Origin of the sequence: Microbulbifer sp. A4B17 (assembly GCF_003076275.1) — a bacterium.
GTDB lineage: Bacteria > Pseudomonadota > Gammaproteobacteria > Pseudomonadales > Cellvibrionaceae > Microbulbifer.
In genome coordinates this window covers 2,399,680-2,423,355 of record NZ_CP029064.1, presented here as the reverse complement: position 1 = coordinate 2,423,355, position 23,676 = coordinate 2,399,680, and the positions used below count along the sequence as shown (strand labels likewise).

General features: G+C 43.3%; 18 protein-coding genes and 1 pseudogene. 6 read left to right on the top strand and 13 right to left on the bottom strand.

Annotated elements, in window-relative coordinates:
* Positions 1–12: 12 nt before the first annotated feature.
* The 4 genes from BTJ40_RS10890 to BTJ40_RS10870 all read right to left on the bottom strand — a co-directional run bounded on the left by BTJ40_RS10890 (position 13) and on the right by BTJ40_RS10870 (position 3,753).
* A complete protein-coding gene (locus BTJ40_RS10890) occupies positions 13–576 on the bottom strand; it encodes a DUF1993 family protein (protein WP_238152193.1) in 564 nt (187 codons plus the stop codon).
* A 348-nt stretch (positions 577–924) separates the two neighbouring features.
* Complete coding sequence (locus tag BTJ40_RS10885; RefSeq protein ID WP_157954016.1) at positions 925–1,827, bottom strand: SMP-30/gluconolactonase/LRE family protein; 903 nt, start codon at positions 1,825–1,827, stop codon at positions 925–927.
* A 122-nt stretch (positions 1,828–1,949) separates the two neighbouring features.
* On the bottom strand, positions 1,950–2,795 hold the full coding sequence (locus BTJ40_RS10880) for an alpha/beta fold hydrolase (RefSeq protein ID WP_108733113.1): 846 nt from the start codon (positions 2,793–2,795) through the stop codon (positions 1,950–1,952).
* Between the two features lie 685 nt (positions 2,796–3,480).
* Positions 3,481–3,753, bottom strand: a complete 273-nt coding sequence (locus BTJ40_RS10870) for a LysR family transcriptional regulator (protein WP_157954015.1) — start codon at positions 3,751–3,753, stop codon at positions 3,481–3,483.
* A gap of 745 nt (positions 3,754–4,498) precedes the next feature.
* On the opposite strand from BTJ40_RS10870, the gene BTJ40_RS10865 reads away from it, so the two are divergent.
* Positions 4,499–6,679 (top strand): hypothetical protein, encoded by a 2,181-nt coding sequence (locus BTJ40_RS10865; RefSeq protein WP_108733110.1) that lies wholly within the window; start codon positions 4,499–4,501, stop codon positions 6,677–6,679.
* A gap of 314 nt (positions 6,680–6,993) precedes the next feature.
* Here the strand turns inward: BTJ40_RS10865 and BTJ40_RS10860 are convergent, their stop codons facing one another.
* The 3 genes from BTJ40_RS10860 to BTJ40_RS10850 form a co-directional block, all read right to left on the bottom strand.
* Positions 6,994–7,545 (bottom strand): energy transducer TonB, encoded by a 552-nt coding sequence (locus BTJ40_RS10860; RefSeq protein ID WP_108733109.1) that lies wholly within the window; start codon positions 7,543–7,545, stop codon positions 6,994–6,996.
* A gap of 1,027 nt (positions 7,546–8,572) precedes the next feature.
* Positions 8,573–9,490 carry a DMT family transporter gene (locus BTJ40_RS10855; RefSeq protein ID WP_108733108.1) on the bottom strand — a complete coding sequence of 306 codons (918 nt, stop codon included), beginning with the start codon at positions 9,488–9,490 and terminating at the stop codon, positions 8,573–8,575.
* A gap of 270 nt (positions 9,491–9,760) precedes the next feature.
* Positions 9,761–11,068 (bottom strand): hypothetical protein, encoded by a 1,308-nt coding sequence (locus tag BTJ40_RS10850; protein WP_108733107.1) that lies wholly within the window; start codon positions 11,066–11,068, stop codon positions 9,761–9,763.
* Between the two features lie 796 nt (positions 11,069–11,864).
* On the opposite strand from BTJ40_RS10850, the gene BTJ40_RS10845 reads away from it, so the two are divergent.
* A complete protein-coding gene (locus BTJ40_RS10845; RefSeq protein ID WP_255422898.1) occupies positions 11,865–12,689 on the top strand; it encodes a sulfite exporter TauE/SafE family protein in 825 nt (274 codons plus the stop codon).
* A 152-nt stretch (positions 12,690–12,841) separates the two neighbouring features.
* Here BTJ40_RS10845 and BTJ40_RS22780 read toward each other — a convergent pair whose 3' ends face one another.
* Both BTJ40_RS22780 and BTJ40_RS10835 read right to left on the bottom strand, forming a co-directional pair.
* Positions 12,842–13,063 (bottom strand): hypothetical protein, encoded by a 222-nt coding sequence (locus tag BTJ40_RS22780; protein WP_108733105.1) that lies wholly within the window; start codon positions 13,061–13,063, stop codon positions 12,842–12,844.
* Between the two features lie 167 nt (positions 13,064–13,230).
* Positions 13,231–13,857, bottom strand: coding sequence for a YopT-type cysteine protease domain-containing protein (locus BTJ40_RS10835; protein ID WP_108733104.1), 627 nt, complete (start codon positions 13,855–13,857; stop codon positions 13,231–13,233).
* A gap of 198 nt (positions 13,858–14,055) precedes the next feature.
* On the opposite strand from BTJ40_RS10835, the pseudogene BTJ40_RS10830 reads away from it, so the two are divergent.
* Both BTJ40_RS10830 and BTJ40_RS10825 read left to right on the top strand, forming a co-directional pair.
* Positions 14,056–14,529 (top strand): annotated as a pseudogene (locus tag BTJ40_RS10830) (helix-turn-helix domain-containing protein); the annotation flags it as partial.
* A gap of 284 nt (positions 14,530–14,813) precedes the next feature.
* A complete protein-coding gene (locus BTJ40_RS10825; RefSeq protein WP_108733103.1) occupies positions 14,814–15,320 on the top strand; it encodes a nitrogen fixation protein NifB in 507 nt (168 codons plus the stop codon).
* 463 nt (positions 15,321–15,783) lie between these two features.
* Here BTJ40_RS10825 and BTJ40_RS10820 read toward each other — a convergent pair whose 3' ends face one another.
* Complete coding sequence (locus BTJ40_RS10820) at positions 15,784–18,636, bottom strand: DUF3859 domain-containing protein (RefSeq protein ID WP_192879404.1); 2,853 nt, start codon at positions 18,634–18,636, stop codon at positions 15,784–15,786.
* An 18-nt stretch (positions 18,637–18,654) separates the two neighbouring features.
* A complete protein-coding gene (locus tag BTJ40_RS10815) occupies positions 18,655–19,200 on the bottom strand; it encodes a hypothetical protein (RefSeq protein WP_108733101.1) in 546 nt (181 codons plus the stop codon).
* Between the two features lie 677 nt (positions 19,201–19,877).
* Between BTJ40_RS10815 and BTJ40_RS22580 the strand changes: the two genes are divergently transcribed.
* Entirely contained in the window at positions 19,878–20,129 is a 252-nt protein-coding gene (locus BTJ40_RS22580; protein WP_202862884.1) for a hypothetical protein, read from the top strand.
* Positions 20,130–20,174: 45 nt separating this feature from the next.
* The gene (locus BTJ40_RS22575) at positions 20,175–20,762 is read left to right on the top strand and encodes a hypothetical protein (protein WP_202862883.1); all 588 of its coding nucleotides are present in this window, start codon (positions 20,175–20,177) and stop codon (positions 20,760–20,762) included.
* A gap of 332 nt (positions 20,763–21,094) precedes the next feature.
* Here BTJ40_RS22575 and BTJ40_RS10805 read toward each other — a convergent pair whose 3' ends face one another.
* Entirely contained in the window at positions 21,095–21,553 is a 459-nt protein-coding gene (locus BTJ40_RS10805; RefSeq protein WP_108733100.1) for a hypothetical protein, read from the bottom strand.
* The gene (locus BTJ40_RS10800) at positions 21,553–23,508 is read right to left on the bottom strand and encodes an RHS repeat-associated core domain-containing protein (RefSeq protein WP_108733099.1); all 1,956 of its coding nucleotides are present in this window, start codon (positions 23,506–23,508) and stop codon (positions 21,553–21,555) included. The genes BTJ40_RS10805 and BTJ40_RS10800 overlap by 1 nt, the downstream gene beginning before the upstream one ends.
* Positions 23,509–23,676: the final 168 nt, after the last annotated feature.

Genomic DNA, 23,676 nt, shown 5'->3' with positions numbered 1-23,676 from the left:
ATTTTGTAAAAATTATGACACGGCTCCGTGTCTCAGATAGGAAAATGCATGTCTAACATAATCAGCCTTACCTAAGTCAATTCTATGACTCCTCAAAATAGCGTAAGCAGTATTAATATGGAAATAAAACTGGGGGATGGCCCAATCCCTTATATATTGATCACAAGTCATATCAAAAATCATTCCTCCAGGGACCTCTATGGTCACAACTCCATCACTGGGTTCAACAAAAGATTCAGGCTCTACCTCGCTTAAAAATGAAAGAACTTGCCCAATTCTAGCTTGCGCCAAAGAAAAAGAGTCTCTATAACTATCACAATTACGGCCCTCCTGAGCCAGTTCAGATAAGAACTCCGGCAAAGTCACACCTCTGAGGCGAAATATACCCTCATAGGCTTGAAGACAACTAAAACGAACCTGGGAAGATAGTGGGAGCATATCGGGAGTAAGTCGAGCAGACAATAGCTCTTCAGCTTCTGTTTTCTCTAACGTTAACTCCGCCTTTTTCAACCAATTCGATAAGGCTTGCAGCATTTGCTGATAAGTGGGCAGCAGAGTATTAATCTGATTCATCATTTATTTCCTCTAGAATAGGGAAGTATCCTTAGAGAATGGAATAAGGGGATAACTGACAACCCAATACATATTAGATAGCTATCTATTAATACAAGCAGGTTCATCCCTAAACGATAAGCATAACTTTTTAAAAGTTAAGTCATTCATTTCGGGTCAATTATCAAATTAATACCTTAAAAAGGTAAAAATTAAACCATGCACCCTCACCCACCCTAAACAAAGCCATTTTGACTAAAAAATTACTGGTTCTACGTATTTTTCTGAATATTTCTACGCCTACAAAGAGATATTTTAGAAATTGCTATACGCTAGCTGGTATAAAGTCCCTTCTTGAGCGCTTATATGTAATTATGTCAACAACCTAGGGCGATGCAACGGTTTACCACGGCAGGACAACTCCAGCCACTCCAGACAACCAACATCCAAAATAGTTACAACCGCTCCACCCCTGGAGTCCTCACAGAATGCAATATTCGTTGGACGTGACCCGCAAGTGGATATACGCTCAGCAACTTTACCCTCATGATCTAATACAGTTATATTACCCTGGCCAAAGACTGCACAGTAAAGTCGACCATCATCACCGAAAGCCATCCCATCCGGCCCGACAAAACCCTCTGGCGATCCTACCGTGACATTGCCATATATCTCACGATCGAGGGGAACAGATGAATTGAGATCGTAACGATAGATATTACCGGTTAGAGTTTCAGACACATAAAGGAAACCATCATCATCAACCACAATACCATTAGGGAAGCGCAACCCAGAATCCAGCATCCGCAACACACAACCAGTGCGCGAATCGATCTCAAATACCCGGCCATCATATTTGCATTCTCGGCAATCAGTCCGAATTTTCTGACCATCTACAAAGGTATCCGGGTTAATACCGGAGTCGGTCATATAGAGCAAACCATCTTCAGTAAAGACCAAATCATTTGGCCATAGAAACGGTTGGCCGTCCGGCCCCCCAATTGAATTGAAAATGGTTCCATTCGGCCTCATACAAACCAGCCGCCGACCCTCTCCACCCGCTATCCATAAGTTACAATCGCCATCAAGCGCCAGCCCATTTGGACGTCCACCTGGATACCCTGCCAAGTGACGCCGCCCATGACTATCAATGCGGCTCACACAGTGCCTGCCATTGGCCATTTCAACAGTGTAAATCTGGCCATCGGGCAGACAGACTGGTCCTTCCGGCTCCAGCAAGTCATTACATAGTACGCGTCTTTTGAGATCACTCACGGCGTATTCTGTCCATTCAAAAAGCGTCAAACTAAAAGGGTAGCTTTGATCTGAGATTGACGGCCACTAGCCAGGCTAAAAGGAGCCATAAATACTGCAACATAACTTGACCTCTGGCCGAGCTATCCCAACCAGTCCAAAACACCTCCCCAAAGGCTTTGCTCATACCTCTTCCTGAAGAAGCCAAAATGACCTATCGTCTTGTCTGTAATAGTTTCGGCTTTTATAACTTCAATAGCCGTTTTGGCATTGCAATAGTAATCCCTCAATGCATTAACTGCTCGAGGCGGGGCAAAATCTGTATCGTCATTTATGGAAAGAAACTTCATATCGCATTGCAAGCGCTCAAAGCCATCCCGAATAGGCCTGCCACTCCGATCGACAATATAATCTTTGTGACGCCCCCAATATGCCCACTGCCTGGCAATGCCAGCGGGCAAGCTCTCCCCGCCCAACACTGAACCAGGCACCCTGCCAAAGATCCCAGATAAGAGTGGAATCATCACGAACCATGTCAGCAACATTTTAGGCTGCTGCTTCGGTTCCCAATGGCCCCAGAATCCGCTTTGTGAGGATACGCAGTAAACGCTTGTGAGCTTCGTATTGTTAGGCGCTAGGCCAATAATTTGGCCACCGACACTATGACCAACGCAATGCCAGGCCAACTCTTTATACCGCCCGGTACACCAATCAATCACCGCTGCAAAATCACGCTCCCCCCAGGCACTCATAGTCAACCGCTTGTCTCTTTGATTGGAGACAGCAGATTTCCCTATCCCTCGGTAATCATAGGTCACAACCAAGTACCCATTACGCGCCAAAAAGTTCGCAAAGTCCGCGTAGTAACCCTGCTTTACCGCAGTAGCTGAATTGATAATGATTCCGGCTTTGGGATGCTCCCTGGTAGAAAATAGTGTGGCACCGAGTGCTAGCCCGTCTTCAGTTGGAATCTGTTGTTCAATACCCATTGGTTCAATCCTTTCTACAAAACCGAACCCTGTTTCACAAATGTTCGGATTAGCCGCCTATTATCTACTGCCTTCTTCAACTTGGAATCAATCTTTCATTAATGCCTAAAATCATACCCTGATAGCCTATTTATAATGCACTGCAAGTGGATAACCATAAAGATGCAAGTTGACAGCGAAAAATGGTTTTTTACTGCACCTCAGACAAGAAAACCTCGCTCGACCGGGAAGTGAAAGCTTTCAAAATCTTTAAGCCACTCAGAATCAAGGAGAAGTTTCATTAGGAGTTGACTTCCAGTGACAGGACCACAACTCTATACCACTCGACAAAATCATCGATGATTTCGGCTCCTTAATACTCCTCACTAAAAGCAAGGTATAGCGGAGGTAATTCAATGAACTTATCGATAATCGACTAAGTTTGGTTAGATTCCCCAGTTACGATATATCCAGAAGCACACACTGGGGGCACATGCACCATACTAATTTCTTCATAGCATAACCTATCCCCTAACTGCCGATCATGACGGATAGCAACCTGCAACAGTCCTCGTTTCAAACCAGCCCGACGTACTTTTGACTCAATACTGATTTTTAATTGGGGATACAGTTCTTTGAATGACTTTATCTTCGGAGCCAATAAGATATTGGAGAGAAAAGGAATATTATGAATTAGAAGGGAGTGCTAGCTCCTATCCAGTAATTCAGAAGTTACACGGCGTAGGGACTGTAGTGCACCCGCAATTTTTCGGTGGTATTGCTTACCTATCGTTGTTAGCTCTAGATACCGATTAAGGCGAACAAAAAGCTTTGTCTGGTGTTCTTTTTCCAGTGCTCGAACTTGATGTCCCACTGCTGAAGGGGTAATGAAGAGCTCTTCAGCAGCCTCTTTAAAACTCAAATGGCGAGCAGCCGCATCAAATGTCACTAGCAGGTTGGCAAAAGGTAGTTTGCGCATTGGAGATACGAAAGCACTAAGAGGTCCTAATTGGAAATCTGAGGGTATCATTCCTAGTCTGTATCCGCTCTGTGGGCACGCTCTAAATTAAGTGTACATTCGCGCCATCAAGACGATAGCTCTTTATATTAATAAACATATTTTCATTATCAGCTTAACGTCATCTATAGATAATTTTTTAGATCACAGTAAGGAAAGCATTAAGTAAGAATGCATAAATAGTGTTTGAGTCTACAGAAAGATCGGGCACAAAGATTAAGCCGCACCCCCGAATTCGCATATTTCTAAACAACCAGGTAAATCTTACCCGGTAAACGTATCTTCCTCAGCCAGCTGAAAACTCGGCTCAAGCTCCTAACTGTATTTAGCAGCAAACAAACCCATATTAATCAAAATGGTTCAAATATTGGATTACCATTCCCTTTTCTACTTTGAAGACTTACCAAAACTCTCACCGTATTCATTTTTGAAAACTTATTCGTATCCAGTGATCAATAGTTACCCTAAGCCTTCGACAAAAATTCTAGTGATTTCATTTAGAGCTTTCTCGGCTGCTCAAGAAGAAGGCCCTCACCAGATTTCCTATCAAAATAATGCCCCGGTAGAGAAATTATTAAGTACTCCACAGAAAGGTAGATCAATAAAATTAGAATGGCGCTCCAAATTCTAATGACTCAAAAATGAGACTTTGTCGACAATTTCACAAATAACAATCGATTCCAATCGCACATTTACGGGCAAACTTATGAGTAAGCTATTCAGCAAAAAAACTTTGGCAGTGGCATTTACCGTCATACTGGCTTCATGTGGAGGTGGTGGAGGCTCATCTTCGGATTCGGACCCAGCCCAATCATCTGGCGACAGTGGTGGAGGCCAAGGCTCTGGAGATGGAAGCGGTAACGGTTCTGGGGATAACGGATCGGGGACCCTTCCAGACAACGAACCTGGCACTGTGACTGTTGGCGATATAGAAACGGCAGATCTGGGTTTTGCCCAAATTACTTCCCGGGATATCACACTACCTAATGGCCAAACCAATGCCCGAGAAGTGCATGGACTCCCACACTATATAGCCAGAACAGATAGTACTCAGGATGACAATCTAGAGTCCGTACCCATGCGAAGTTATACCGCAGCTTGTGCAACCGACACCGATAAGCCCCGGATGTTTGTTTCCAAGACGCTTAGCGAAGGTAGCGGAGAGGATGAAGTCACTTATGGCACCGTTTATGAGCTGCAATATAACCCTGAAACCTCAAGCTTCGACCAAACCGGTAATACCACAATACTAAAACAATGTTACGAGTCCCATGGTATAGCAGCTAGCGCTGATTGCTCACGGGTTGCGGTCTTATGCAACACTGAATACCAGGCTAACGAGCGTTATGACGTACAAGGGGATCTGGTTGAACAGTACGGTAGCGACTGGATGAAGATGGAAAATAATATCAGCGCTATTGACGGACGTATTGAAAGGGATATCGGCCTGATGATATCTACCAATCATAGTCAATACATTGGCTATTTTACTGACCACCCCACCCTGAAGTTTGAGGACTTCCTACCTGGACTTAAGGAAAACTTCCCCGAGACCGATTTCGGCGACTCCCCAACCTTTAAGACAATTAAAGGTAATGAGATGCAAGAGGAGATGGCTTATATTGTCGAACAACTCTCTGAAGACGACTATAACGCAATGGTCGAATATATTCGTGCGAATGGCTATAAATATAATGATCAAATCTGGTTAATGGAGTGGGACAATTTAGCACTTAGTGAAAAGCCTGCGGCCTACGTTGTAAACAAGATGCACGGTGGTGGCCACGCCGGAGCCCAAGAGCTTATCTATGTCGAGAATGATAGCCAAGGCCGCACCAGCTACGCATTCTCAGTAACTGCTCGAGTTTTTGACAGCAGCTATGGCGGCTCCCACTATTCTGCAGGAATGACTGTTATTGATCGCGATAACTGGTCCCTGAATATGAGCGGCAGTAATAATAGGGGTTGGTATTGGCTTTGTGGATATGGTCACGTTTTGAATATCCGGGCATTTTATAACCCTGGCAACGAAAAATACGGAGCAATTTGCACTAGTGATGGTGGTAAATATTATCAATCGCGCGGGTTAAACACTATTGCTATCAAGATGGAGGATATTTCTTCATATAGTAGTTTTGAAGGCTACTATAATTACCTGATCCCCTCCGATAATGCGTTTTTCTCTAACGGAGGTGGGCATACCGTAGTCCCTGTCGATAAAGATACAAACCTGTCTCTCATTGTCTCCCCCAAATATATTGATGACGAGGAAATGAATCGCTTCCTGCAAAGCGAATACGGCATTGATACCACTAATGAAGGCCCTTTTGACGAGCAATGCTCTGATAATACGAACTGTTTCTTTTCCTATATGTCAAACAGCGATAATCCAACTATTGCCAGGCAAGGACTACGCAGTGGGGATGCTCTGGAGTCTTCGTCCTTGACTCGTATTGGTATTGCCAGAGTCGATGGTGATGGGAGTATCGAGGGGCAAGGCTTTAAATGGCTGGTAGAAGAGCCCGATTGCCAAATCAGTGATCCACAACTTATCGATTTGAGAAATGGGCATTACCTGTTTGGCTATGCCCAATTTCAGTGTATTTCTGACAACCTTTCTTATAATCGCAGTTCCGCTAAAAATGGAGCAATGCGGATGCTTGTTCCCAAAGCGTACTATGTTATGGAAATTGATGCAGACCTGAATATATTACAAGGCCCTGTAAAGCTGACGAAATTTGGCTGGGGCGGGCTTGACGAACCTGTCTTCCTGGGCAACGGCAAAGTCGCTTGGTCATATATCAAGAATCCCACAATTGATAACTACGGCGGTGGCCAACAAAATGTTTGGCAAGCGATGATTTATCACTCAAATAGTGTTAATTGATCAGCTTACAAAAATTAAAACTACCTGTGATGAAATGGAGAGTTATGCTCTCCATTTCATATCACTAAACTTTATGAGCCTCTGGAAGCTCCAAAGCAACAGAAACACGACCCCCGATTCTCATTCGTATCAGATTTTAAAAGCAGTCCACAATGTTCAAGTTATTAAAAACTGAATATATGGGTACCACGGCTATATACCCCATTTCGAATAAATTAAGGCAATTTCCCCAACTACGACCGTCAAGTTGACTGAATATTATACTTGGCCAATCACCTTTCTCATATTCATTTTAGCGTGATACCCTATAAAATTTAGTAATTAGACCCACTCTGAATTCTTTCAATAAGTGGATTCGGCTCTCTCTTGTCAACACAAACCTCAGCTTTCTTGAGCATACTGCCCACTACTCTTTCGGTCCTACATACAACCTTATCGTTTTTAGCTCTATTCTCTTCTGGATATTTAAAATTGTACTTCATACTATACCCTTGATACTGACTATCGGATGGCTCATATCTGGTATGCATTACAGCTGCCAATGCCGACTCATCAAAAACACCTGCAGGGGTGGACTCTTGCACTTTCGGATCTATAACCTGCCCATCCATATCTACGTTAAATTCAACAATAACATAGCCTTCTAGCTTTTCCTCGAAAGCTTCAACTGGATAAATGGGAGGAGTTGTAGTTAGTGGGATTGGTTCACCTTTTTGCTTGGCGGCCTCACGTGAATCTTCTGAGGCCTTTAGCGAATAGAGCATTTCAGGACATTGCTCATAAGATTCACAACCTCTAAATGAAACGGTATTTGATGCGCAAGCAGAAATAAATGAAGCAGAAAATATCAGGAACAAAAGTCTCATTACATTCTCCAGATTAATTAATTTTATCTCATTCTACATAATTAAATCATATCAACCCATTGATTGATACAACGTAACTGGCAAATGTTACGATCGTATCGGATACGGACAGCACAACGATTGAAATTGCATATATCAACACCTAAATAGTAGGTATACCTTAAAAGACTCCGGTGTCAATCATTACGAAACCCCAGAAGATTCATAAATAATCTCGATTCAAATTGGTACTAGTGTGGCTTTACCAATCAGATCATTACTTGGAGCTAAAGGACTTGATTGATCAGCACTAAAATATTCAAAATATGAAGCCACTATACATAGAATGTCATTTCTATACTTCAGCACGCTAGGATTGAGCCGTTAGTATAAGTCAGTATTACTTTCATACCCTGCAAATTCTTGCTTTAATTTTCCTTTGTACAGCTCATCATAATATCCTCCTGTTAGAAATATATGATGAGGGGTAGGCATTATGAATAATGATTGATTTTTAAGTACTCACCCATTCAAGTTAAATGCAAGAAGCTGAATAAATACCGACATCAAAACCATTGGGTAGTACGACGGCTTTAAGATTTTAGATAGGCTCTCATCAACAACTTAAGCGAATATTTGCTTTAAAGGCTTGGCAGGATCAGTGGAGGCCTCACAGCGAGCCTGTATCTAACTCAATATCCGAAAGGTACACAGCAAAGACGACTGTAGGCACTTCCTTTCTGCCGTAACCTGCTAATTACCATCCAGTCTATCGATACTTCCCTTTCTGTCTTTTACTTTGAAGCAAAGATTTCAGCCCCATACAAATTTCCTTCAGGGTTTTACTGTGGTTTTTCTTTAATCCGGAAAGAAAGATCCACCAGCACCAGCAACCCTGCCAGCCCCCTATAACCTTTGAGTGCTCAACTTGGAACAGCACCCTAACCAGAGATTCCTCGCGTGATACTGGAGGCACTCGCGAGTGCCTGAGACTAACCTTAGGCAATAAGACACTTGACCGGCCTGAGGTACTTATAACGTCTAGTTATTATTCGGACTCTTTTGACCGCAGCCAGGCCAGCCCGAGCCCGGCTGCAACCGTAATTATCATACCGATCACACCACGGATGCCGAATTCAGTACCAAACATAAATCGATCAGCTAGCACACCGACGAGAATCGCACTGTAAAAGAGTGCCCCCACAAGGTAGGCAGGAATGATATGATTAGAAATCGTGTAAGCGAGATTCTGTGGAACGAACAGCAGCGCGGGAATCGCGAGAATCCATAGCGATGATGCTTCAAACGACGCGCCTTCCCAAGCCACAATAGACGCACTAAAGGCCAACATCCCAAGGGCGTAATAGAACATGATGCGTTCAGGCGGTTCAGTCCGGCCTGCGACACCTGTTGCGACACTTCCAGCGGCACGCGCTACTCCCGCCAAAAGCGCGAGAAGTGAGTAAGGGTTCAGAATTCCCTGGGAACTGTGTTGAAGCAAGATGAGGCATACACCAAGAAACGCCAATACCGCCAGACAGATTGTTCCCTTACTCACCCTGTGGCCGAGGAATACCTTGGCCATCAACATCGCAAAGAATGGATTCGTACTTTCCAGTACCAGAGCGTCTGCGATCGGTATTCCTTTTAGCGCCCCGTAGAAGGCAGCGAAATAGATAAACCCTGATACTGAACGAACCACTAGGATCCACGGGCTAACCGGCTTTAACCCCGCCACCCCTTGCCGTACCAGGAGAAATATCCCCGCTAATGGCGCGAGTAATACTACCTGTGCTGCCAAAAGCAGAAAAGGGCTTAAACCTACACCGGCACCAAGCTTACCAGCAATGCCAATACAGCCCATTAACACTCCGCCGAAGAGGGCCAGTCCAACACCCAGAGAATGGTTTTGATAAGTAGAGGGCAAGGTGTCACTACCTTCATCAAATATGGGTTTAACCTGCATGAAAGACAATTATGATGCCTTCACTCCATCAGATTGAAGGGTATCACAATTTTTGTCGCACCGAATGTTACCGGTTTTGTTATTATAACCAAGTCTATGATTGCCCTGAATCTCCCAATCTTTGGGTATCCCGAGTTATTTAGAAATTGTATACCATCAAGTTGATGAAAAAGCTACGACTGTTGGTAATACTCATGAATTGACTTGCTCTGATAACAACACAAAAAGTAACTACCCTCTCTTTATAATACTCTCATTATATACGCCAGGTTAATGATCCATATATAAATCATTATCCTCGGAAAACCCTCTTAATACCTTCATATATTTTTCTATATACTTTAAAGCACTCTCTTTGCTAACAAGCGGCTCACAATATCCAAAAACAAAGACTCCCTCCCCATTTATTGTGCAGGTCACTAACATTATGGGGTGTGCTCCATGTGTTTGAACGGTCATAACCACACCAAAGTCAAAGAACGTCAAAGGGCCCGTATACTCCTTTATATCTCCCACATTGGATACACAAATTCCAGAGGGAAAGTAATCTTTTGCAGTATCAAAATCTTCAGCCATATTTTCAATTTCAACGAGACTATAATCAGGCTCAAGTGGAGGTTCAAAGAAACGTCCACTTCTCAATTGCAAATAGACTTTTTTTTGAATTAAATGGGCAAGACTTAACAAATCAAGACTGGTTTCATTTGATGTCAAGGGTATTGTTAATGTAGTTGTGCACTCTCCTATAACATCCCGATCTATCTGACGTTTACAAAGGTATTGTGCATTTATAGGTAACATTAACTCTGTCGCGGATCTGAAACCTGGTAATGACTGGGCAGCGATAATAGCAGCAGCATTGTAGATAGAGGTAATCTGAACATTCTCACGCTTTGAAATTAAGTACAAATGCGCACATAATTTTTTAGGGAGGACCCGGTAAATTGAGCATCCTTTTCGAAGGGAAGCTTTTACTGCCTGCTCTACTGACCACATTGGAGGGCTATAGTCGCCGCCACTAATTGCCGGTTGTGTTTTTTTAAAATATTTTATTGAACTAACATAATCCACCACCGATTTTTGCATTGCCGAAGCAGTAGGTTTATTCCTTGAGTCTCCTCTCAAGTATTGATCCAAATCTCGGACCAAGAGTAATAATGAGCGTCCATCCATGGCAGCATGGCATACCATAAAGGCAATCCACTTTACATTTCCATGTTCATTCACGTAAACCGTAAACCGATATACATATTTATCCAACTCAAGAATTTTACTTCCCAAGCGCCTGAACTCCTCCTGATAATTTAAAGGCAATGCACCGTGCTTAATCTCAATAGGAATAGCTTCAAACCCTACGTCACAGAACCAATAAGCATCGTGATTTTTCTCTACCCGAGAACGGAGCATAGGGTGCAGGTTATGTAGATATTCCATTCCCTTCATTAACTCTTCAACACCCAATGACTTACATGCTCTAAAGAAGACAGCCAGTTGTACCGCACCGTTTGACCTTTCGGTCAACTCTACAAAGAGTGCTTCCTGAGCCCCAAGCTTACGAAAAGGTTTTGCTTTTTTCATTGCAGGCTCGTCCCAGTGGGGAGGTCATTGCCTATTAGTATAGAAAGTAAAGCACTAAGCTCATATAACGTTTATAACAACGGTTTCTGGATAACTACAGGGCCTGCACTGAACACATAGCTATATGTGTTTGAAGGAGTTAACATTAAGGAATCCAACATTATACAAGCATACAGAGGAGGCAAAGCCTTTACTCCAGCAGCGTAGTGCCAAGACATCTAAAGGAATGCGCCTAGTTTTCTCTTTATGCGAAGGACGTTCTGTGCGATAGAGATATAGAACCTGGTAATGATCATGAGCATCTCCTCAAGCGAATTGAGTCTCGAATATATAAACCAGCCTGAATCTCTACACTTGATCCCTCCGTATTATTAACCCTATTTATGCTTTTGATCTTTTCTCTGCTCTTTAACGCTAAACCAGATTGTAATAGTCGCTAGAGAAGCGGCGATTAGCCTTGTTTACACATCTCTCTAAGCTATGGATGTTTTATTATTTTCCTGCACACTCTAGACAGTGATCTACTCTGTAATCCAGAGAGATCAGGGGCTACATCGAGATTCTCTAAATACAATATACATCTAAAATCTAAGTAAGACGCGATATAAATCCTGTTTTCTGTCCCGATATGATGGTCACTGAGATGGTTTTGAGCTCAACCTAAGGGGGGCGAATACAAGCTGTATTGCAAAGCAGTTGCATGCTGTCCGACAAATTGAAGAAACCACTCATTCTATCAACTAACGCAACCTATCACGCCCCCCCTCTGAAATAGCTAAACTATCGAAATATGGAAATGTTGTTTATTTACATGTTGCTCGGCGCCATTGCGGGTACAGCGGCGGGCCTTTTGGGGATCGGTGGAGGCCTGATCATCGTCCCGGCTTTGGTATTGATTTTTTCTGTGACAGACATCTCTCCTCAGGTGCTGACCCATATGGCTGTGGGCACCTCGCTGGCAACCATTGTCGTAACGTCAATAAGCTCAGTCTGGGCACATAATGCGAAAGGTGCAGTGGACTGGCACCTATTCTGGCTTATGACCCCAGGGATACTTGTAGGATCTTGGCTGGGTGGCGTAACAGCGGATTTGTTGCCAGGTGCCTGGTTGCAGCTGTTGATTGGCATATTTGCTATAGTCATGGCCGTGCGTATGGGCTTAAGCGGATTACCCTCGGCGGTCTCACAGGAAGGTGGAGTTCACTTACCGGGGGCATTTCCCTTGATCTGCTCCGGTGGGGTAATTGGCTGGCTCGCAGCGATCTTCGGCATTGGTGGAGGGGCGCTGGTCGTCCCTTACCTATCGCATTTCGGTACAAAAATGCAACATGCAGTCGGTACCTCAGCTGCTTTTGGTCTGCCCATCGCAATTTCTGGTTCACTCAGTTTTGTTGTACAAGGATGGGGCAACCAGTTGCTGCCAAACTGGAGCAGTGGCTATATCTACTGGCCGGCATTTCTGGGAATCGTGCTTACCAGCGTGCTGTTTGCCAGACTTGGCGCAAGTGTGGCCCACAAAATATCTGCTAAACGCTTAAAGCTGTGTTTTGCCATATTGCTTTGTATCATCGGGATTCGTTTTATCTGGCAAAACTTTAATCTGCTTGCGGGGCTTAGCTAGCTCCAATCATTGAATAGTTACTATCGATCAGAAGTAAGTATACTATTCGCTCTAAACTTTAATAATCAAAAGTGTTTCTTATAGGCATCGATACCGGTGCCGTAGAAGTATTCAGTCATTATGCCGTTGCGCTCGATACGGTTGGCTTGGTTTTAGCTATCGTATCCCACACTGAGGCCGCCGATGCCGGTGGTCAGGTTGCCGGCGTTGTCATAGACCAGGTTATGGCTTTGACCATCGGTGGTGGTGACTTGACGCACGGCGCGGGGACCGGCGTTGCCGCCGGCACTTCTGCTGCTGTTGCCGTAGCTCAGGCTGATGGCGTAGTCGCTCTTTGCGGTGAGATTACCCACAGCGTCGTAGGCGTAACTCACATTGCGGTCGTACTGGGGGTAGTCACTGGAGGTGACAGTCTAGCTTTCCAGCCGGTGCAGGTCGTCGTAGCTGTAGGCATAATCCAGGCCGCTGTGCTGGTGGGCTTCACCGGTAACACTACTCCCGAAAATCTATCGATGGGTGTCCAGAAAATAATTAGTCAAGCCTACCAATTATTAGGTGATGTCACACGGGTAATGCTAGTGGGATACGGGAGCTTGTATTGGCTATATTCCTCTGATATCCAAGTATTCACGACATTCCATAAAGTCTCTAGATCTTCGAAATAAGCCTCTCCAACGTTTGGATCAAATATACTGTACTCGTAAGCATCCACAGCAATAGCATGGCCAGAGCCAAAATCATCAGCACTATTTACCTTGTCGTACAGGCCAATAATAAAATAGCCTTTTTTGGAGTGATTACATACTGCACTTGCTATTTGGTTACTCGTGAAACACACCTCTAAATCTGCATGAGGCGTCAAACTAAATTTACGGAATGTTGCACTCACCAAATTTTCAAAAGCTTCTTTACTTGCTTCCTGTGCATTTGTTATTTGCACAGCAATATCCTTAAAACTGCTATAATTTGAAGCCATTCTTGCTGCAGTTCGTTCCGCTGATTTTATGTATTGCTGACTGTAATATTCGGCAGCCTGCTCTAAAATCCACTCAACACACAGCCCAAAACAAATGCCAGACTTATGACCATGGCTCACTGCAACATTATTTTGGTCTGCAAACTTAAAAAATCGTCTTCCCGGCTTATTAGTTGCTGTGAAAAAATTCATTCTATATTACTCTTCTTTGATTGAGGTGAAGTAGAAAAAAGTGGTACCTGCCTAAGCGGCTTAATGACAGATTTCTTAGACTACATAACTTTAAATGGATTAGTTCAGACCAAATCTGACACATCCTCTTGAAAAAGAGAGGTTTACCAGTTTTGATGAAGGTGCCTAAACCTAAAAGCAAAACCAAGGATAAACCCCATGATCCATACTAATGATCGCATCATCAAACACAAGACCGGATTGCTAAATCTGGCAGAAGAACTCGGCAATATCTCCAAAGTTTGCAAGATGCTGCGTGTATCGAGAGACACTTTCTATCGCTACAAGAATGCCGTTTCAAGTGGCAGCGTGAACACCCTTCTTGAGAAGAACCGGCGCGTGCCCAACCACAAGAACCGTGTTGACACGGTCATTGAAGAGGCAGTGTTGGGCTATCCCCTTCAAGAGCCTGCCCATGGGCAGGTTCGAGTATCCAATGAACTGCGTAAACGTAGTGTATTTGTGTCCCCCAGTGGCGTTCGGAGTATCTGGTTACGACATGACCTAGCCAACTTCAAATTGCGATTAAAGGCACTTGAGGCCAAGGTAGCTGAGGAGGGACTGATCCTCACAGAGTCACAGATTCAGGCTTTGGAGAGAAAACGGCATGATGATGAAGCCTGTGGTGAAATTGGATAAGCGGCTAACGAACAACACCCTTGTAATGCCAGAATTGAAAATTCTGGACATCCATAAAAGTCATCAAACTTCAAGCTTCTGGACATCAATAAAAGTTGTCGCTTTAAATGCCAAAAATATTGACATAGCAGGGACTACAGGATCAAATACTGTATAAATATACACACCAACAAAGATTGATGCCCTTACCTCGTAGCGCACAAGTCTCGCTAGACACTACTCCCTACTACCATTGCGTCTCCCGCTGCGTGCGAAGGGCGTTTCTGTGTGGTAGAGATATGGGATCTGGTAATGACTATGAGCATCGCCGCGAGTGGATTGAATTCAAAATGCATAATCTGGCTTCAATCTTTGCCCTTGATATCGCTGCCTATGCAGTTATGAGTAACCACTACCATATCGTACTTTATATCGACAAAGAGAAAGCGCCGAATTGGCCGGATACCGAGGTCATTCTCCGTTGGCAGAAACGATTCAAAGCTTCCAATTTGGTCCGTCGCTACCTTCAAAGGGACACTCTCGATCACTGTGAGATGAGAAAACTAAAGGAAATCATCGCTCTATGGCGAGGTCGCTTGGTGGATCTTAGCTGGTTTATGCGCTGCTTAAACGAGTCTATCGCTCGCCAGGCCAATGCCGAAGATAATTGTACAGGCCGCTTTTGGGAAGGCCGTTTCAAGTCCCAAGCTTTACTGGATGAAAGAGCCCTTGCCGCTTGTATGGCCTATGTTGATCTCAATCCTATCCGTGCCAATATGGCAAAAACACCAGTGGAGAGCGCCTGAATAGGCCTAAAGGGCTGCCCTTTCAGTTGGATCACTATTTAGAGCTAGTGGACTGGAGTGGTCGACATCTAGACCCCAGAAAACGAGGTTAGATTGCTGAAAGCACGCCACCCATCCTCAAACGACTAGGCATCTCACCAAAACACTGGGTGCACGGTATAGGCGACTGTCGGCGCTTCCTTTCTGCAGCATCCTGCTGATTCCTACTCAATTTATCGGTACTACTCCTCCCCGCTTTTCTCCAGAACCACGGCTTTCGAACCCCAAAATATAATTTTTTAGGGTTCCGCCGCGCCTTAGCTCTAAACCGGTAAGAGATAGTCGTTAGAGCAGGTACCAGCAACACCGTTAGCACCCCTCTCCAATCTTTGGGTGTCTAGGATTTCTCGCCTGTGAAGCTATTTGGCTGGCACAGAGTTTTGAACACCCTCCCCTTTTCTAATCGCGTATCGGACGGGGTATTTTAGTGTTCAGGAAAATAAGTTTGAAAACTCTTTTCAAATAATTTTTTTCCGTCAATATTAAACGCCTCGATTATCCACTCCCCCTCGACCATCTCGTAATCATGCTCCAGCTTATAATACTGACCTGATTTGCGGTTTAGCTTAGGAAAGGACATACTTTGCGCCGAGTTAATTATCTTACCGACTGGTGTAGACAACTTAGGAGTAGTCCATTTTATCCGGGCAACAGTATATGCATTTTGATCCTCTTTCGAACTCGACCGAAGGATATAATTTACACCGAAACGCATATTTTTTCGAATTGGAATACGATTCGTAGACTTCTTTATGGGGTATGGATACTCACCTTCATAAAATTCACCAAACTCAATTGATGCAACCTCTGGATATAGTTGATCAAAACCGATGCTCTTGTAGTATTGACCTATCCTTTCAAGCTGATCTTTTGAAAAAGAAACTCTATCCATAACCTCTGCCATAATTTCTATCTGCTTGTTCCAAATTTCTTCTTCAAGAAATTCAATCTGATTTTTAGATAAGCTTTTATTGCTCAAGTCTTTTTCGAAAAATATTTTTTCAATACAGGCATCTAGATTCTTTTTTACCCCCTCACCTAAACATTGATATTTGGCCATATCCAAATAGGCCAGATACGAGCCTGATACTTCTGCCTTCTCAAACAGCTCGTAAACTTCTTCCTTACTTTTTCCTGAAACGATTTCTTCATCATAAAGCCTTGCTAAAGCATAAGTGGCCTTTTCATTTCCTTGCCTAGCCGCTTTTTGATACCAAAAGTTGGCTTTTTCAGAATCTGGCTTAGCACTCAAATAATAATTCCCAAGCCTATACTGAGCCTCATCGTGTCCTAGCTGAGCCGATTTATTAAGATAAACCAAGGACTTATTGCTATCTGGAGATGTCCAGATGCCCTGACGATATGAATTACTTAAAAACAACAAATCATCTGCTAGAATATTATTGACTTTCTTATCTTTAATGGAGAGTTTCCGGCGAAGAAAATCATCAATATAGGCATATTGGTGATATTCTCCGTTCCAAGTAGAGTGTCCATGCCCTACGCCATCATAGGCAATAAATTCAATGTCAGATTTCAATTTTTGCATTAAGTAACGCATTCTATTGGCTTGTTCAAAACCTGATATATCGTCTTCTTTACCTGCAATAATCAAAGCAGGAACGCTTATACGGTCAGCCAGACGAAATGGTGAGTTCCTGGCTAAGGATTCATCCATCTCTCCAACAGTTCTGGAAACTGATTCCAGATAGCCTTCCTGCATTTTCAAGTTACTGGTATTAAAAAGTAGAGGTAGATCATAAACACCATACATAGAAATAACACAGTCATATTCCTCAGGCTGCCTGATCGCCAACATCATCGAAGAATAACCGCCGTAACTTGCGCCAATAGTACAGATTTTTTGAAAACTATATTCCTGCTTAACTTTCGCAACAGCAGATATAACGTCATCTTCGATCAGCTTCCCCCACTGACCAACGGCTTCTTCATTGAATGTCTTTCCAAACCCAATAGATCCACGGAAATTTACTTGAAGAATTGTGTAGCCGCGGTTAGCGAGAAACTGAACTTCTGGATTATAAAATTGATATTCTCGAACACCAATTGGCCCCCCATGAGGGTACACCAATAAAACACCATTACTATGTTTCGGGGTCGTGATAATAGACTCTATTATTTTGCCATCACTTGAGTGCGATACCAATGAAAAAGAAGGTGCTAAGTCCTTACCATTAAATTCTGGATACAATTGATAAAGATGCCTTGCTTCCAAATTTTCAGTATCAAACAGATAGTAAGATCCTGGGTCATCAGAAGCAAACACATAAGCTAAGCTTTTATTGTGCTCCAGATCTCTATCAATAACTGCAATTTGCTTCCCGGGAAGTGCCTTATGAAATTTATTTTGTACACCCTTGTGCGCAGACTGAAAATATTCGGTCACCAGTCTTCCATGGTCAAAAAATGATACTGACGATAAATTGTTATCTAGATCAAATAAAGCATTAACGAGATCATACTTTGGATGCTGATATAGCACATCTGAAAATTCATTATCCTTTATGTTATACTTATATAGGGATACTTTATCCGAAACTGCATTACTTAATACAGCCAATATCTCTTCGCCAAAATAACCCACTGGCAGGAACGTTTCAGATAAGTTGATGGAAGAGTATAGTTTTTCCCATTTCTTTTCGCCCTCTGGAAGATGCCAAACTATCATTGACTCATCCTCTAGAGTTGTAGCTATCAAAGCATTTCTAGCTGTATCCCACGAATAGTTAATTACATTTTTTAAAGGCTTCTTAAACAATGTAGCTTTAGATAACTTTCCATACACAAGCTGTTGAGTCGATGCAATATGCACCTGGTAATAATCACCCACTTTCTTGGAGAAAAGCAACTTATTCTTTTGTTTTTCAAGAGGGTCAACCAGCGCCCCCCTTTCTTTAATATATAGAATATTAAAGTCGGGCTTTCCACCTGAAAAATCAAAATAAACAAATCCATGTTTCGACTCTTTTATGAGCTTATTAAAATATTTAAAGTATACTGTTGACTCATCAATCCAATAGTACTCACTAAGATCTATCTGATCGGTATTAAATAGCAATATTGGATATTCTACATTTCCCTCTGTATCCACCAGTGCCAGATAATTCTTGGCCTCATTCATATGACCCATAAGGTATCGCGCATTAGGCCCTAATTTTAAGGAAAACACTTCTGGGTTGCGGAAAAACAAATTAGCAGGCAAAGTTTCTGCAATGTTGATAGAAGAAAATCCGACTAGGAATACTAATAGAAGCAAGCACACCCTCATAATCTACTACTTCCCTTGTGTTTGTGCGACAATATTAAAGAAATCATCTTTTCCTGGGCCAGCATACTGAATATTTTTAGTTTCTATAAGTTCTGAGAAATTCTCTTCGAGAAATTCCAATGCTTCGGTGGAACGATTTTCAAGCTCTATGCGAGCTAGTAACTTGAAAAGATTTTGATCCACTGTTAAATGACCAACATAGCTAATAACCTCTGGGTTGATCTGAAAAGACCAATATTCCTCCTCCAATTCATACGCATAAATATAATTCAGATAGACTTTATCAAATCTGTATTCGCCAGCCGGGGCTTTAAATAGAATATAATTACCACCCGGATGAAGATTCTCTCTGGAGAGAAAAAAATATTTAGCTCCCTTTATTTTTATCTTATCTAAACTAAAATTGGTATCTATCGCAACTAAAAGAAAACCTTCATCAATATCCAGGTTACTGTTCTGACCATCAACAATAGGCTTTACTGGATTAATGCAGCCACTAAGTTGAAAGAGTAACCATATACACATAATCAATCTAAAATTATTTATTTCCATACAAAACCTATTTCTATACCCACCTTTATTCTCCACCTCTGAATAATTTTTCAGCAAATCGGTTTATGTCAGGATCGCCAAACGCATATAAAGCCTATCTCAGAGAGTCAGGCAATGGTGCTTCAGTCGTAGTCGAGTTGTGAAGCACCTTACCTGGAAACTCTGTTTTAAGGATCACATTATTGTTTAAAGGCTGCTTGGAAATATCGTTGGGTTCAACACTCTGCCCACTGCGACTACTTTTCCCAGCACCAGCAATCGCCCCTTGCCTTACCATTCCTGAGGCACCCAATAAGCTACCCCAACCGCCCAATACAGGAGCACTATGTCCTTAATTGCGATCAAGCCGGCTTGGCGCAGTATTATCGCTCAGAGGACCTCCTCTCTTTTTCTTATCCTTCGGCGCCTTCTGCCCGCTCTCAGTTGCAGGATCATCCTCACTCTTAGAGCCCCCATTCAGAAATTCTCAAAATTCCGTCACACACCCACAAAAGTCGTAACTTTAAGCGACAGGAATATTGACACAGCAAGGACTGCAGAATCAAATACTGTACAAATATACACAACCCTTAAGATCAATGCCCTTGCCACGTAGCGCTCTAGTCTCGCTAGACACCACGCCCTACTACCATTGCGTCTCCCGCTGCGTGCGAAGGGCGTTTCTGTGTGGTAGAGATATGGGGTCTGGTAATGGCTATGAGCATCGCCGCGAGTGGATTGAATTCAGAATGCATAATCTGGCTTCAATCTTTGCCCTTGATATCGCTGCCTATGCAGTTATGAGTAACCACTACCATGTCGTACTTTATATCGACAATGAGAGTGCTGAATTGGCCGGATACCGAGGTCATTCTCCGTTGGCAGAAACTATTCAAAGCTTCCAATTTGGCCCGTCGCTACCTTCAAGGGGACACTCTCGATCACTGTGAGATGAGAAAACTAAAGGAATCGTCGCTCTATGGCGAGATCGCTTGATGGATCTTAGCTGGTTTATACGCTGCTTAAACGATTCTATCGCCCGCCAGGCCAATGCCGAAGATAATTGTATAGGCCGCTTTTGGGAAGGTCGTTTCAAGTCCCAAGCTTTACTGGATGAAAGAGCCCTTGCCGCCTGTATGGCCTATGTTGATCTCAATCCTATCCGTGCCAATATGGCAAAAACACCAGAAGACTCTAATCATACCTCGATCCAACAACGCATTCGTGCAGCAATCTCAGGTGAGCAACCCAAAGAACTTCTACCACTTGTAGGTGGCGAGCGCCTGAATAGGCCTAAAGGGCTGCCCTTTCAGTTGGATCACTATTTAGAGCTAGTGGACTGGAGTGGTCGACATCTAGCCCCCAGAAAACGAGGTTATATTGCTGAAAGCACGCCACCCATCCTCAAACGACTAGGCATCTCACCAAAACACTGGCTATACCTCAACAGAAACTTTGAAAGTCGCTTTAAAGGTTTGGTGGGATCAGTGGAGACAGTACAGCAAGCCTGTTTCCAGCTCAATAAACGCTGGGTACACGGTATAGGCGACTGTCGGCGCTTCCTTTCTGCAGCATCCTGCTAATTACCATCCAATCTATCGATACTTCTCCTCCCGGCTTGCATCCAAACTACGATTTTCCAGCCCCAAGTACATTTTCTCAGTCTTTCACCGCGCCTTAACGCTAAACCAGAAAGAAATAGTCGCTAGAGCTGGTACTAACAACACGGCTCGCACCTCTCTCTAATCTTTGGGTGTCTAGGATTTCTACCCGCCGCGCCTTAGCTCTAAACCGGCAATAGATAGTCGTTAGAGCAGGTACCAGCAACACCGTTAGAACCCCTCTCCAATCTTTGGGTGTCTAGGATTTCTTCACTGCCGGGGCTTGGTATTTTTTCTTAAATCAAAAAGCTAAATTAACTACGAGCAGCCCAGACAGCATGCTTGTTTAGCCTTCCTCCACACTCCGGGCAACCAACTACAGGAAGTGTTTTTGCGCGATTAAACGCCGCAATTCGATCAGGACTTCCAGTGTAAATTTCATTTGATAGCGGAGTAGCAATCCACCCCGTCCAATCACATGACTCACACTCGCCTTGCAGAAGCTCTACTCGCTTGTACTCATCTCCAATTAAACAAAGGACCAAGAACCACCACTGCCCAAATGTCTCAGGCCCTCTATGTAATGCAAGAGCCAAATTATCGGAGCCAGAAATTATTTTCCACCAAAACTGCGGGATGCCAATTTCTGAAAGCGGCACTCCATCTATATTAGCCCCCTCCAAAACCGCTATAGACTCACTACTAGAAAGAACATAAATTTCCTCCTCATCTACAACGATTGAATGTAAGGAAGCAGAGTTCAGGTTACCCATTACTCAATCCTCTCCATCATCGTTTGAGCCCGAATAAAATATTCTGACTCGCTTCCATTCACTGGAGTCTCTATCAACTTGTTTCTATTTACCCTTTGCATATAAACGGCGCCTCCTCTTGCAAATCTCCTCGCAACACTCAAGTCTGTAGTCACAGAGAACATACTTCTTGGTGGGCTTGGAAATTCCGTACCCTCACCTGTTTGAATACGTGCTAAATTTTCCTCTCCACCATACATAGCTACAAGCTCAGCGTGGCGTCTCACAGCAACAACCCCAGCTTTTGCAGCAGTTTCCATTCTCATACGAGAGGTAACTTCTTCACCAGACCAAACTTTTTCACCGATCTTTTCCTGATAATAATTTCGAGCTGCATCACTCATTATCAGGCCTGTTTCTTTTTGAATTTCTATTTCAGATCTTAAATCGGTGCCTCTGTAAACAGTGATGTAATCATCTGGATTATCGTAGCTACTTGAAGTTAATAGCGTGCTCATGCCAATAAGGCTTGTCAGAAAACGGGCACCAGCATTAAGCAGACTTCCTACCACACCCAAAGGTAATGCTCCCGTTGATGCAGCATTAACACTCTGCCCAGAACCCACACCTGTCATCTCTGAAACAGAATTACCAGAAACTGAATTAGACATCAACCCAGAAATTTTATAACTACCCAGCTTTGTAGTTCCGGCACTGTATGAAAGGGTAACATTACCATTGCCGTCAACTTTCGCTGTCGCTGTAACTTTTCTTTGAATTCTACTGCCAACAGGCTTATAAGTACGTCCCGTATCCCCCTTAGAAACAGACCTTTTGCTAGCTATACCCTCTTCATCAGTTGGACTAGCCTCCGATTTAGAACGGGTATTTACCCCCTGCCCAGTATCCCCCTTATCAGGATAATACCCCGTGGGATCAGTTCCCCAAAGAGGGTTATTCATTATATAATTATAGGCATTCAGGCTTTGGCTATTTTTAGGATCAAGAATAATCGGGTCTGGTGACAAGAAGCGACCCAACTGATAGTCATAGACCCGACCATTCATATGAATAAGCTCTTGGTCGTTCAAATGACGGTGACCGGTAAAACCTTGATCGGTGATCTCAAACTCCGAAAGATCATCAGCCCCTTGGAAGTTTCTAACTTGTCCAAATGGGTCGTAGCTTCGATATTGTTTTATAAAACCACTTTCACCGGGCTGCTTGTCAGCATCTACAATTGTTGTAACACTGCCAAGACGATCTGTTAAAAGAATCCTGCGCTCGGTATTTTCCTCTGATTTATTGACAACGAAGTAACCACCGTAATTTAGCCGTTCGCTTTCTGTGGCAGACGAACCATCATCTGTGGTGATCAATTCGTAAGAACCACCTATATAAAGGGTTGTCTCACTTTCATGTTCCCGCGTAGTAATCTTTTTGTATGGTTTACCTTCAGTATTGTACCAGTACTCACTAACAACCCCATTCCGCTCAACTTTGTTGGCCTGGTTGTAGCCATCATACTCAACTTTCATCCCAATACCGGTCAACAGGTTACCTGCATTGTCATATACCAGCGTATGAGTATTTCCATCAACGGTAATTAGAGATCTAACCGCATGTGGCCCGGCATTGCCACCTAGAGATTTAGAAGAGTTGCCATAGTATATAGTATCGGCGTAATCCGTCTTGAACAACGGATTACCCACTGCATCATAATCGTAATCTATATCACGATCATATGTGGGGAAATCACTAGACGACACGGTTTGAAACGTTAAACGATGCAAGTCATCGTAAACATAGTCATAATTCAATCCATTATGCAGGTGTTCTTCCCCAATGACATTACCCCAAGCATTATGCCGATAATCAATCGCCCTTTCAGTTGGATCACTATTTAGAGCTAGTGGACTGGAGTGGTCGACATTTAGACCCCAGAAAACGAGGTTATATTGCTGAAAGCACGCCACCCATCCTCAAACGACTAGGCATCTCACCAAAACACTGGCTATACCTCAACAGAAACTTTGAAAGTCGCTTTAAAGGTTTGGTGGGATCAGTGGAGACAGTACAGCAAGCCTGTATCCAGCTCAATAAACGCTGGATGCACGGTATAGACGACTGTCGGCGCTTCCTTT